Annotated in this window: 6 protein-coding genes; 1 reads left to right on the top strand and 5 read right to left on the bottom strand. The window is 54.1% G+C overall.

The annotated features are described in order from the left end of the window. Positions 1-35 precede the first annotated feature (35 nt). Positions 36-2,534 (bottom strand): TonB-dependent receptor domain-containing protein, encoded by a 2,499-nt coding sequence (locus PORUE0001_RS08725; protein ID WP_039865844.1) that lies wholly within the window; start codon positions 2,532-2,534, stop codon positions 36-38. 63 nt (positions 2,535-2,597) lie between these two features. Further along, the gene (locus PORUE0001_RS08720; protein ID WP_007366087.1) at positions 2,598-3,215 is read right to left on the bottom strand and encodes a TetR/AcrR family transcriptional regulator; all 618 of its coding nucleotides are present in this window, start codon (positions 3,213-3,215) and stop codon (positions 2,598-2,600) included. Between the two features lie 529 nt (positions 3,216-3,744). Here PORUE0001_RS08720 and PORUE0001_RS08715 point away from each other — a divergent pair. Then, entirely contained in the window at positions 3,745-4,185 is a 441-nt protein-coding gene (locus tag PORUE0001_RS08715) for a DUF6078 family protein (protein WP_039865843.1), read from the top strand. A 267-nt stretch (positions 4,186-4,452) separates the two neighbouring features. Here PORUE0001_RS08715 and sprA read toward each other — a convergent pair whose 3' ends face one another. The 3 genes from sprA to PORUE0001_RS08695 form a co-directional block, all read right to left on the bottom strand. Continuing rightward, the gene (gene sprA, locus PORUE0001_RS08710) at positions 4,453-11,928 is read right to left on the bottom strand and encodes a cell surface protein SprA (RefSeq protein WP_100067386.1); all 7,476 of its coding nucleotides are present in this window, start codon (positions 11,926-11,928) and stop codon (positions 4,453-4,455) included. 197 nt (positions 11,929-12,125) lie between these two features. Further along, positions 12,126-12,734, bottom strand: coding sequence for a Holliday junction branch migration protein RuvA (gene ruvA / locus PORUE0001_RS08705; RefSeq protein ID WP_007366102.1), 609 nt, complete (start codon positions 12,732-12,734; stop codon positions 12,126-12,128). Between the two features lie 482 nt (positions 12,735-13,216). Then, positions 13,217-13,686, bottom strand: a 470-nt coding sequence (locus PORUE0001_RS08695) for a T9SS type A sorting domain-containing protein (protein ID WP_007366108.1), incomplete at its 5' end; no start/stop codon positions are given.

The raw sequence follows: 13,686 nt of genomic DNA, 5'->3' as shown, positions 1-13,686 counted from the left end.
TGTTATTATTATCTGCGAAATGCTTTGCTGAAATACTACTGCACACCTGTCCTCTGGTCTAGGTCGGAGGTGGCGAGAGACTCGTTGCGCGTCACTTTGCGGCTCTTGCCCGAGTTGAAGTTGTACGTGATCTTTAGACCGATAGCACGCGCTTGGATCATATTCCTTTGGTTATACTCGAAGTCATCGCCCCACTGCCTTGTCTCGAAGCGCATGTATTGCGAGAAGGGGTGCTGAGCCGTCAAGGTTAGATCCAACTTGTCGTCCCAGAAGCTCTTCTTCAGGTAGAAGCTGTACCCGTGGCTGTATGAGTAGGTCGTGCGGAGTGTCGGCGGATTGGCATAGTAGTACCACGCAGCTCCTAGATACCACGACTTGGGGAGCGTGACATCCACATTGGCGGAGAGCATGTGCTCCCAGTTCCGCTGAGTGAGTCCTTCACTAGGATAGTCGAAGAGGTGATACCTACAACTACCAAAGAACGTAAGCGAGAGCGACACGATAGGACGCCAGTTCAACCAAAGCGAAGCATTCGGCACACGGTGCAAGCCAGCATTAGCAAAGGTATGATACAGTATCTCTGGACTCTTGGGGTCTCTATACCTCACGGGCATAATCGCATTGTTGGTTTGCTCATAGCCCGTCGTTAGACTGAGGTAGAGTTGGTTCGAAAAGAATGTATAGGAGAGGTCTACATTGTGATGTAGCTCCGACTGCAAGTAAGGATTGCCAAAAGAGATGTCGTATGTTGTCATCTGACTTCGATAAGGATTGAGACGCCAGATGGAGGGACGGATAGGGCTCATCTTATAAGAGAGGAAGAGCTGCTGGCGGTCAGTCAGCATATAGGAGAGCGTAGCCGTAGGGATCAGGTCTACGCCCGTCTTGTGAAAGTCTCCCTCACTGTTTTGCGAGAAAGTTATCTTGTCATAGACCAGCGTGCCTCGTGCCCCAGCGGAGAGAGCGAAGCGTTCACCCTGCCAAGCGTAGTTGGCATAAGCTGACATAAGGCTCTGCAGCTGACTCATGTCTCCCTGACGGTAGAGTGGGTCCTTCACCTCTTGCCAGTCGCCCTTGCCTTCGTTCCAAAGATGGTACTCAGGGCGAGAGCTACCCAGTCGTAGCACTTCCTTGACACCTACTTGCAGAGCGTGTCCTCCGCTCCAGATGAACTGATAGTCGCTCTGTAGGGCATGCTCGCTCAGACCTCCGCGTGAACGCTCCATACGTCGTGTCTCATCATAGGGAGAGCTCTCCCAGCTGGTGAAGCCATCTCGGTACTGACGCTCAGTCCACTCCTTGTACCTCTGGTCTGGGTTGTAAGCGTAGCGATAACCTATCGAGAAGCGAGGCTGCTTGTCCGCTGCATAGAGATTACGATAGATAAGGTTACCCTCTACAGAGCCAGAGGTCAAGCGCATCTGATTGAGCGATGTGGCATATCGTGTAGGCTCATTAGGACGATCGAAAGTCTGCTGAGACAGCCCTGTGGTGTAGACCGATGAGACGAAGAGGTGCCCATCAGCATAGAGACTATTCAGGCTATCTATGGCGTACTCTCCCATCAAGCTACCGACATGGTTTTGGAAGATACCATCGTTGCTGCCAGCCACCGCGGTGGACTTGAAGAGGCTGGTCGTCTTATCCCCTTGGAATGTGCGTCTAGACATATCCATAGGCTGATCCTTATGACGCGTATAGTCATAGTTGTAGTTGAGCGCTACGCTGAGCTTACCCTTGGTGAGAGTCAGACTTGAGGTACCATTGATATTGGGGATTGTAGAGCTCATCAGAGAGACTAGTCCGCTGTACCCATCTAGGCTCTTGCTCTCAGTGATGATATTGATGATAGCATCTCCAGCAGAAGCGTCGTAGCGAGCATCTACCTGTGTGATTACCTCTATACCCTTGACGCTACTGGCGGGAATGCCTCGCAAGACCTCCGTGGAGTTCATCGAGGCAACACGAGAGGGCGACCCGTTGATGTAGACGGAGAAGTTTGACGACCCCTTGACACGTATATTCCCCTCTCCATCTACAGTGACGAGGGGCACCTTGCGCAGGGCAAAGAGGAGATTGTCGGTCTGAGCCAAGACGTCGTTTTTCATATCATAGGTCAAGCCTTTGGGAGAAAGCTTGATGAGCTTGCGACGCGCCACCACCTGCACCTCGTCTAGAGTCTGAGCATCGGGGGCTAGGTAGATCGTGTCTAGATTGTTCTGTCCCGCCTGCGCCGTGACTCGCATTTGCTTAGTCTGAAAGCCAACCGACCTAATCGTCAACTGGTAGCTACCCATACGGGGCAGTGCCATCTGGAAGTGTCCCTGCGCATTGCTCACCGAACCACCTGTCAACTGTTCGTCTAATAGTTTGTACTCAATCGTAGCGTAGGCTATCGCCTCGTGACGAACGGAGTCCACGACGACGCCACTGATCTGACAAGGAGATGTCTGCGCCGAGACGGATAGTGCAACAAGCAATAGCCCCATCACGAGAAGGGCTTTGCGGATAAGGGTTGATAGTAGACGTTCCATTTGACGATTGTTGTTCTGTTAATTTCTACTCTGATAGGGTTTCGGGTGTAGCTTCTTGGTCTTTCAGTTTATATGGTGTAGCGTGTATAGGTACTTCCATTGCTTGCGCAGTGCTGGGATAGAGAGTGTGTCAATCATTGCTCCTTCGAAAGAGAGTCCTAGGTAGAGGTGGTGAAAGGTCTCTGCGAGCATTGTCGTATCTGTGTCGGGACGTATCTCGCCACGCTCCTTAGAGAGGTTGATCGCATCGCTCCAAGCCTCTATCTTTTCCGCTTCGTACTCCTGGACTTGCTCGCTCCAGGTCTCGTGATGATCTTTTAGGTACAAGATGAAGCTCATAAAGCTGGCAGAAGTAACACGCACATCGACATCCTTGAGGAAATAGGTCATCCGTCGCTCTATGAGAGCCAAGCAGTTGTCCATAAAATCCTTGAGAGGCGTCGGACTAGTCAAGTACTCCGCACCATAGTCCACATCCTCTAGGAATGCATCAATGAATTGGTCAGCAACATGCTTGAACAGATCTTCTTTGCCTCTGAAATGATGAAATATAGCACCTCGAGTGACCTGAGCAGCGCGCTCAATATCTGTAAAGCTGACAGCATCGTATCCCTGTGCTAGGAAGAGCTTAAAGCTCTCCCGGACTATTGCCGCTTTCTTTTTAGTCTCTTTTCCTTCCATAGCGATCGAATAAATACGTACCGGTTGGTTCTTTTCTTTCTAGGCGTAATATTACAAATAAAAAACGAACTGACAAAACGTACCCCTGTGGTTCAATTTCGCAAATCTTATAAAACACGAATCAATTCACTGATGTATAGCGACTTGTAGGGACGAACGGCTCGTGCGTCCGTTCGGTCAAAGGTTACAGCGTCTGTTGGTTTCAACGGAAACTCGTTAAAGCCACGATGCGGTAATGCAACAGAACGACGTATCGCTTTGAGACAACTACTCGCCTACCCTATCCCTAGTTTCGTACGGAAGAAACTGGAGTTTCATAGGTAGGAAACTGGAGTTTCGTGCGGGAGAAACTGGAGTTTCATCCTAGTGGCACGATAGTTAGCTCGCTTTGCTGGATCTTTTGTACCTTTGGCATGAGGAAAGCAACGTAAGTGCGGAAAATCGTCCAGTGAAGTGCTCGACCTGCCACACTTACGCTCGTAACCTCCTCAATAACTAAATTATAAATCTCTTAAAATTACAGATGACTATGAAGAGAGAAGTTGTAAACGAACAGGTTCCCTCCGGCTATCCCATCTGCACCTCCGAGAGCTGTAGCGAGCGCACGCATTGCTTGCATGCGCACTTCGCATCTCAGGTGCTAAGTGGAGAGCGTACCTTCACACTGATCAATAGCCACCACCCCCAATATCAGGAGGGGAAGGCTTGCGAACTGTACCGCTCAGACAGCCCCGAGCGCTATGCTAGAGGACTAACCAGGGCAATGGGTGAGATGAGCCACAATAACTATGTGGCATTTACCGACTACCTGATCGCAAAGCACGCGAAGACACAGTTCTACCGTATCAAGCGTGGCGACATCCCGCTCTCACCAGCGGAGCAGGCGAAGCTACAGGCGTTACTGCGTACTTATGGTTGTACGGGCGAGGAGCCTTTTGACAGCTACGAGATGCGCTACACCTGGTACTGATCCTAGGACGTAGACGAGACTGTTGCATAAAGGCGAATCGCTGTGTTGCTTTCGGGATTCGGCTTCGGTCACATACGGAGGTATGCTCCCTTCAGACCTCACCCTCAGCGCCTTGCGATTCATCCTTTCTGCAAAGTCTAGACAATCTTGCAAGCAAGATTGTGAGACTGTTGACTTTTGCAACAGTCTCAGACAAATGTAAGTAGCCCGCTGTGAGACGCACGGATAGCGTTTCTACAGCGGGCTACAGATTAGTATGCGGTGGCGTTACTGCTGCGTGAGGCTGATGCGGAGGGCGACGCCAAAGGAGGTGTTGTTCACGGGGAAGGAGGCGGTGCTCACGAGCGGGTGATTCAGATTCCAGTCGAAGTAGCCTCGTATGGTGAGCATACGGCTGAGAGCGTAGTCGGCACTGAGCTTGATGACGTGCGCCACATTGCCATTGGTCGCCTGTGTGAAAGCCTCCTGTATCTTGCGAATGAGCATCGAGGAGTGATTGTACGAGTACTCGCAGCGCAGGGTCATAGCACCGCCCGAGGCAAAGAGCGGATTCTCCTTTTTGCCGCCCTGCGCCTGTGCTCCCGTGCGCTGAGGTGCCCGACGCTTGATGCCGATAAGCTTGCTGAAGTCATCAATCTTGTAGTTGAGCCCGACGGAGATCTCGTTGCGGCTGTTTTCAATGACCTGGAAGGAGGTGAGGTTGAGCATTAGGTCTCGCGACTTATTCCAGCGAGCGTTGAGTCCCAATCCACTTTGCAAAGTCATCTCTACGCCAATGAGCGGTGCGAAGGATTCACGAATGGATACCTGCGTGATGTCGTAAGGCGAGGAGGCGACACGACGCATACCATTTGCTCCGCCCGTGGACCCATCGGCGGGCATCTCTATGTAGCCCATGCGTAACTGCTGCTCGATCGGTTGCCAGGAGATGAAGGAGTTGTAGTTCGCCACACTATAACTATTGCGATAGGTGTGGGAGAGGGAGAAGTTGCGGAAGAGGTCTGCCAGTGCGGGAATCTTAGTTAGCCCCGTGTAGGAGATGCTCCAGTTGGGGAGGGTGCGCCAGATTGAGTGGAAAGGCGTCGCTCCGTCTAGACCACGAGCCGTATAGGCAGCGATGAAGGCGGGGATCAGTACGTCAGGACTGTTGGGTCGCACCTCGGGAGCGTCTGCTCCAGCGATAGCGCTATACTGGTTGGTCAATCGCTGCACCATCTCCTGCTGGTAGCTTAGGAGATTATCAAAGGTACTCGTCTTGTAGCCATTGCTAGCATTGGCACTAGCGAAGAAGCCCTTGAGTCCGATGGTTCCAGCGGTAAAGTTACCACTGTAAGTCTCGGGAGCGCCCTCAAACATATACTGCGTCTGCACCGCTCTATTGGTGTGATAATCCCAAGTGAGCGTCACTTTGAGGTCTTTGAGCGGCTCGAGGTTGAGACGTGCCGTGGCATCTTCGGCGAGGGAATACATGGCGGGGTTGATGTTTTCCGCCTGCTTGAGGAGCCAGCCACGCTGCGCCGCCTCGCGAACATAGCCATTGTCTGTAAAGCCAAAGGCAAAGGCAAGGCCTGGAGCCATCATGCCCTGCATCGGGTAGCCCTGCCCGCCGGCAGCCTTGATGTCGGGGAGGAAGCCGGGCAAGTGCAGCGACGAGGTACGGGTGTAGGTGAGCGAGATGTCACGCAGGAAGGTCAGCAAGGAGATACCCGCATCAATGTATGGGTAGAGACGCTCCATGCGCATCTCACGAGCTTTGTCGGCAGCGTAGACGTTGACCCGGATCGTGACGGAGTCGGTGCCTGTGACGGTGATGCTGTTGGGATTGACCACGGCATACTTGACGGGGTAGTTGTGTCCGAGCGAATCCTTGGCGGTCACCTCGGGCTTAGCACTACCCAACTGGTGGGTGATGGTAATCGTCGTATCGGGGCGCAGGACCACCTCTTTGGTAAAGCGCAGTGGCGCAGGCTTCTTACGCTGTGAGGCTGCGGAAGCTTTGTCCGTAGACTCCTGATCGGAGCGACTAGCACGAGCATCTCGACGAGCGACGGAGCGGTTGTTTCGGGTGCTGCTCTTGTTCTGTCGCTTCTCGTAATCTTTGTACCAGTCGAACTTGCGGTAGAGCGTCTGGAAGAGGATGTTGACCCGTCCATCGAGCTTCATCTGGTTGCGCACCACGTTACCCATGGAGGCGCCCTGCTGGGTCAAGGCACCACGGTCCCAATTGTACGAAGCCATATAGGTGGCGGTGGCTGAGACGAAGTCCATAAAGGGAATGAGGGCGAGCGGGAGCGTGTAGGTGGCATTGGCAGTCTGGTTGTACTGCATCGGGAGTCCCCAACTGCGTATGCTCTGCCAGACGGAGTCGCGCCATAGCGTGTAGTCGTCGGGGGCTAGCTCACGATTGACCTGTACGTGAGGCTCTACGATGCGGGCGTTGGTGCCCGAGTTAAAGGAGAGCTTGAGGTTGGTCGTGGGGTTCCAGACAACGTTTGCGGCACGCTGCCAGACGAAGTTCTGCACGAAGGTGGCTGGTAGCGACCAGTCAGCCACCGCTCCTCCGCCAGGCATGAGGTTGCGCACCTGATGCTCGCTGTAGTTGCGCAGGATGGAGCTGTTGAAAGCAAGCCGTGAGGGGAGGTAGTTGATCTGATAACCTCTCAGCGTCGAGGTGACCGTGCGGACAGCCTCGGAGGCGTTCTTACCTTGCTGGAGCTTGTCAAAAGGTTTCCACGGAGCCACCACGGGCGTATACTGATACTGCGCCGTAGCTTGCCACGTACGATTGCGGTCGTAGACAATCTCGGGGCTGTTCTTCTCGTCCCAAGACATTGAGTAGCCGAGCGTAATGTTGGCTGGGTCGTACGGCATCGGGGTCTTGCTCTGTATGTTGACCCCCACATTGGAGAGCGACAGCGCATGAGCCTGGGTCCGTGTCAGTGCCATCGTCTTGATGGAGTCACGTACCGACTCGTTGGCAGCATTGTCGAGTGCCTCCGTGAGGAGCAGGTCTTGGTCTAGCGGGTTGTACTGCGGACGAATCACTTCGTCTTGGTAGCTATAGTAGAGCGGTATGCGCACCTTCGCTTTCTCGGGGAAGAACTTACCCAGCTCTACCTGCGTCGAGAGGTTGAGGAAGCCAGTATCTTCTAGCTGTCTCTGCGCGAGTGACTGATCGAGTGCGCCAAAGCCCGCCGTACGGTAGGAGCCTCGGGCGCTAAACGAACCTAGATCGCTCAGCTGTACCTGCAGATCGGCATTGGTCGCCCAGCCGCCCTGCTCTTGGTACTCGCTCAGGCGTAGCTCATTGACCCAGATCTCGGCACTCTTGATCTGACCAGCGCTGTTTCGCACACCGATCATGATGGTCTTGACATTGCTCAGCGAGGGATTACCCATCACGGTGACCGTGTTGCGTGGACGCTCAGCGTCGGGCACCGAGTAAGGCGTGTAGAGATCCGTCTCGCCATTAGCCTGCGCAGCGTTGCGTCGCATCTTGAGCCCCGTGAGGAGGTCAAAGCGGAAGTCTACCTTGTTGTCCTTTGGCCAAACCATCTCTCGGTCCTTAGCATTGTCACTGTAAGTGCCGAAGGGGGTCAGCTCGAGGGGAACGCTGTACTCGTAATAGTTGTTCGTATAGTCAGAACCTAAGCGGAGGAAAGCGGTCATCTCGCCATTGCCCGTGGGCGTCCCCTCCTCGGGAAGCTCCTCGGCATGGACAAATAGCTCGATACGCTTGTAGCGACGTAGGTCTAGTCCCGTATTCTTGTAGACAGCTCGTGCATCGCCTGGCGCTAGGCGCTTGATGCGTAGGCTGAGCGACTGCTCGTTTTGACGAATGGCTTGCGCCTGACTAGGGCTGACGCTACGAGAGACTCCTGGCGGAAGGATGTAGTTGATCGGCTTGCGGTCACCGTTCTCCTCAATGTTGACCGTATTGACATCCATCGTGCCATTAGATATAGGAGTGACAGAGGGAGCGTGTAGCGGGCGGTCATACTGTCGCCACTCGCCACGCACCATCTTAAAGGTACCAAAGCGCAAGACCACAGGCTTGTCCCACTGCGTCAGATAGAGGCGCATGAAGCGAATACTCTTGAGGTCGGCTATGCCCCCTACCCTGCGGGTCGGCTCTCGTACGGGGATCTTGAACTGATACCACTTGACCGTCTCTTGCTTGCCGTTGGCTAGCTTCACATTGACCGAGCGCTCGTCAACGATGTAGTTGCGCCCCACCTGCATCTCGGCAGGCGAGAGCGCTATCTCGTACTCGAAGTAACGCTCCTGCTCGTTGAGCGTGTTGTCTTGGTTGATATCCTCCACATCCGGTACGACACGGCTCGCCACGCTGTAGGAGCCAGTCTCATTGGTTGCCTCAGCACTATTGCCCTCGACCCCGTTGTAGTACTTGTATCGCTCGAGGATCGGCGACTGTAGCTGGTCATATCGCTCATCACGGTAGTGGCGGAAGCTATCACCCGCCGGGTCATTCAGCGGACTCATCGGATCGCCCTGCCACTGCTCGAGCACTTCGCCCGACACCTTGCCACGGATTGCGGAGAGATAGTTGGCATAAGCGGGGAAAGCCTTCTCCTGCTCAGAGGTTAGTCCATTGAAGCCCACATCTTGCTTGCTACGCGCCCCAGCAGCATTGTCAAAAGAGTAGCCAGCCGTCTGACGAATAGGCACGCGTCCCCAGACCGTCTCGATGGTTGCCGAGGGGTCATCGTTGAGCGGCATACCATTCTCGAAGAACTTCTTCTCATCCTTCAGCACCTCCTCCGACACCTCGCCCAGGTTGAAGAAGAGCTTGCCACTCGTCGGAGCCGTCTCGGGATAGATGAAAGGATCCATCATCCAGAACTCGATGTACTCGATATTGGCTGCCTCAAAGTCGCTCTGGTCTATCTTGCGCATCATACCGCCCCAGTTCTCCGTTGGGTTAGCGAGCTTACCATCGCTACCGACCTGATCGCTGTTGAGGTTGTACGGGCCACGCTCATTGGGATAGTAAGCAAGGCAGAGCGTCTGAAGGTAAGACTGCTGGGCAAAGTTCTCATCTCTATAGGGGAATAGCTCCGCCATGCGCACCTCTCGCGAGTAATGGTTCGAGAGCATGTCGGGATTGTTGCGCAAATAAGAAGGCGTCAGCGAAGAGCCAGCACGATTCAGCATCGGGTCTATGTAAAACCAGTTGAGCAAGGCTCGCCGATTGCCGTAGCGCAGATCATTGACCATGCGAGCCTCGGGGAAGAGGTCCGCCACCCCGTCCGCTGGGTCGTGCCACGGCGTAGAGCTGAGCATCCAGGCGTAGGGATTGAGCAAGTCAATGCTGCTCTGCGAAGTCTCAAAGTCGTCAATATAGCTATGTCCCTTGGTGTAGCGTCCCTCGTAGTGCCCTGGAATCAGGTGGGCAAACTCCATGTTGAGCGCAATCTCCGACGGCTTGGTCAAGTCTAGGAGCGGAATGTAGTCAAGGATACGCGTCAGCCACTGAGACTCGGTGCGCCACGAGAGATTAAGTCCCCAAAGGCTGTTTTGCATTGACTCACGTCCCATGGCAGGCTTGGCAGTCAGTGGCATCTCGCTGAGATACATGAAGGTACCGCCCAGCGTTAAGTTTGGCGTAAAGTGATAGTTCAGGTCCAGTCCCAGCACCGTCTTGCGCTGCAAGTTGAGGAAGCCCCTATTCTCCAGAGAGACATCGACACGCGTACCACTGTTGAGGATTGCCTCGTTGAGGATCGTGACGGTACCCATGGCGTAGTTGACCGTGTAGTCCACATTCTCCACGAGCGTCGCTCCGCCAGCCGTCACACGCACCGACCCCGGGGTCACATTCATCGCCCCGAGCGAGATCTGCCCGCTATTTGCCGCTTGGTACTCGCCTCGCAAGATAAACTTATCGCGCTCGGCCACTTGCTGCGCTGCGACCATCGTCGTATCGTAAATCTCACGATAGACGTATCGCTCGGCAATGGTGGGGTCTCCTATCTGCTCCGCCAAGTAACTACCAAAAGGCTCCGTAGAGGTAAAGATAACGAGCCCACGCTCCGCATCGACCGTATAGCCTGGTACAAAGTCAAAGACGCCATCAGGGTGTGGCTCATTGCGCGAATCTAGACGATCCATCCCCAAGACCCGTGTGAGGAGTTGCCCCGCCACCTTGCCCTCATTGATATAAGGTACAGCGGTGCCAGTGCTATCGTTGCGGTAGAAGACATCGAGCTTGAAGTTCTCCGCCTTAAGATTGTAAACGCTACTCCCAAGGCTGTAGACGTTGCGCATCATAAACTGCCAGTAAGGAGCCGTCGGAGTCATCGATGCGCCCTTGAGTAGCTTGACAAAAAGATTGTCCGCCGTACGATCCGAGCGATCCGAGCTAAACTCACCCACCTGATAGACCTTCCCCTGATAAGTGTACTCAAAGGCTACACCCACCACCTCATCCGGCTGGAGACGCACCTGCAGCGAGAGCGTACCGAGCTGGTCATTGATGCGGTACTCATTGGCATTCAGACGGCGAGCGCTCTCTATCTTCGCATAGTCATCACCGCCACGCAGCTGTCCCTCTAGCAACTGGCTCACCTGATCCACTTGGCGCAGAGCCGGCTGTCCGAGCAGCCAGCTGTAGAGCGAGTTCGCCTGATTGGCAGGCAGTCCCTGCGTCGATCCATTCGTCGTGACGCCACGAGCCGCCACACGCTCCGCCTCACCCAGGTCGGTAAAAGCGACAATGTTGCGAGCCTCGTCAAAGTTGCCCCGCTTATTGGTCACCCAAACCTCGATGCGGTTGATCTTAACACCCGAAGAGATAAAAGGCAGCGTAGACATCGCCTTGTTGTAGTGGTCGCGGAAGTAGTGCCCTAGGTAAAAGTGCCTATTCTCGTCATACTTATTGGCCGAAAACTCAAAGGGTGTCGTCTGTGCCCCACGATCTGTCGAGACGCGCTTCGTCTCCGCCTCCTGCTGGCTCACGACGAAGTCCACGTCAAGCTTGCCAAACTGCAGTTTGCTGTGGATACCGAAGAGCGACGCACCGCCCTGTATCAGCGAGTTCTTCGACTGTAGCGACACATTGCCCGCCTCTAGCACCTTGATTATGTCATCCTCCTCGCCCTCGTAGGCTAGCTTGAGCTTCTTACTGTCAAAGTCAAAGGTAGCCTGCGTATTGTAGTTTAGGTTAAAGTTGAGCTTCGTACCCACCGACGCCTGCACATTAGCCTGGATCTTCTGATCGAAGTCAAAGAAGGTATGTCTCCGTGAGCGAATCGGTATGGAGGGATTGTCCGTGGCATTGCTCTTGACACCCATCGACACCTCCGCAGAGCCTTGTGTCCGCACCCGTACGCCACCTGGGCCAAAGATCTTCTCCGCAGGGCCTAGCTCGAAGCCAAAGTCAAACGGGTTGAATCCCTTGCCCTGTTGCTCTTTCTCATCCTGCGCTGCACGCTCCAGGAAGTAGCTCTGCACGCCATTGCGCTCCACATAGGCAATGTACTGCTCCAGCGTGTAGGGGATCGGCGTGCCCACCTGCTTGCCTCCAATCTTGGTGACCAGCAGATAAAGCCCCGTGGCGGGATTGTAGACGAACTCGTGCGTCACCACGCTCGGTGTGCGCAGATCCAGAGGCGACTCCTGCTCGAGCCACTCATACGACTCAGGAGCTGTCGGCTGCACAGGGTAGCGCAGACTATCCGGTTGCGCAGGATGCTCCGTAGCAGATACCGAGAGGGCTGGCATAGCGAGCAATCTCACCACACCCACCAATGCGCAGAGCAAAGCCAGCCATGCACATAGTATCCTGCGCCTAGGGACCATCTAGTGTCTGTCTATAATTATAGAGTCAGTTATGTAACGTTCGGGCGCTCGTTTTGTTGTACCAAAGCCTCTAACCCTCTAATATCTAAAGTCTAACCTCTAATTTCTAACCTCTAAGATCAGAGCTGCGCCAGCGCCTGCTTGATCACCTGCTCGACAGGTGTGTCGGGCTTGACAGTCATAATCTGCTTCACCACCTTGCGCACATTGGCCTCCGCAAAGCCCAGCATCTTAAGTGCCGAGATCGCCTCCTCAGCCACCTCACGAGCTGCCCGCGAACCGATACCCGCCGTCACATCGTCACGATCCGTCAGCGTCTCGGGGAGCTTGCCCTTGAGATCTACGATGATGCGCTGTGCTGTCTTGAGTCCTATGCCCTTGACCATCTTGAGGCGCTTGTCATCGCCACTTTCGATCACCTCCGCCAGCTCCAGCGGTGCCAGACTAGAGAGGATCACACGAGCCGTAGCGGGTCCCACGCCAGACACGGTGATCAACTTCGCAAAGAGCGCCTGCTCCTCCCTCGTGTAGAAGCCGTACAGGTCACACACCTCCCCCTGCCGCATCACCTCCGTGATCCAGAGCCGCACAGGAGCATCACGCTCCAGCCCATGCAGCGTATCATAAGTAGAGAGCGATATATTGACATCGTAGCCCACCCCGCTACAGTCCACATAGGCATTGGTCGGTGTAAGCGTATCTATCGTGCCACGCAAGTATGCAATCATAATCGTAGTATCTAGAGGTAAATCACCGCAAAGTTAGTGGTAATTAACCAAAGGGTACGAAGCCCCCAGAGTTTCATCGGGAGAAACTCCAGTTTCATGCGGGAGAAACTCTAGTTTCATGCCCATGAAAATCCATTTTCATGCGGAGGAAAATCCGATTTCCTCGGTAGGAAATCGGAAATATCCACCGAGGAACGGACAAATTCTTCGGAACTTCGAAATCATTCTTCCGAAGTTTCATTTCATTCTTCCGAACTTTTATATCCCGTCTCCGTGGGAAATGTTCGTTTTCCAGCCTTGGAAAGTTTGCTTTCCACCGTTGGGAACATCTAGTCTCTGGGAAGGGGCGCTACGCCTGTACCGACGAACATATAGAATAAGGGAGGAGATACACCAAATACGGTATCTCCTCCCTCGTATTGTAGAGACTACTATGAGAGCAGTCTCAGGGGCTTAGACGGTAAGGTGCCTGTCTGGCATCATTACTCTTTAATCAGTAGCTGTGAGTGACTACCTACTCGTAGCAGGTAGGTGCCTTGGCTGAGCGCGTCTGTGTAGAGGACGGTCTCAGTCTGCTCTAGAGTCATCTGCAAGACGACCTCTCCCTGCATAGAGGTTAGGTAGGCTGTCTGACCGATACACTCTGCTGGTACCGTGATGACGATACGCTCTGCAAAGGGGTTAGGATAGACAGCTAGCTCTGCCTCAGAGATCTGAGAGATAGCATTTACCTTCTTGAAGGTAGCCTCGACCTTGAGGTCCTGGTCGCCTAGAGTGACGATGAGCTTATTGCCCTCGATCTTCGTATCGGCACCAGCGACGGCAGGCTTGCCATTGACCATCCAGTGGTCTAGCTCATAGCCCTCCTTAGGCGTAGCGGTAAAGGTAATAACAGCACCCTGCTCTACCTGATCCTTGCTCTGGATAGCCTTAGCCTCGGTACCAACCGTTG

Origin of the sequence: Porphyromonas uenonis 60-3, assembly GCF_000174775.1 — a bacterium.
Taxonomy (GTDB): domain Bacteria; phylum Bacteroidota; class Bacteroidia; order Bacteroidales; family Porphyromonadaceae; genus Porphyromonas; species Porphyromonas uenonis_A.
The sequence above is the reverse complement of the archived record's forward strand: the minus strand, read 5'-3'. Positions and strand labels throughout refer to the sequence as shown.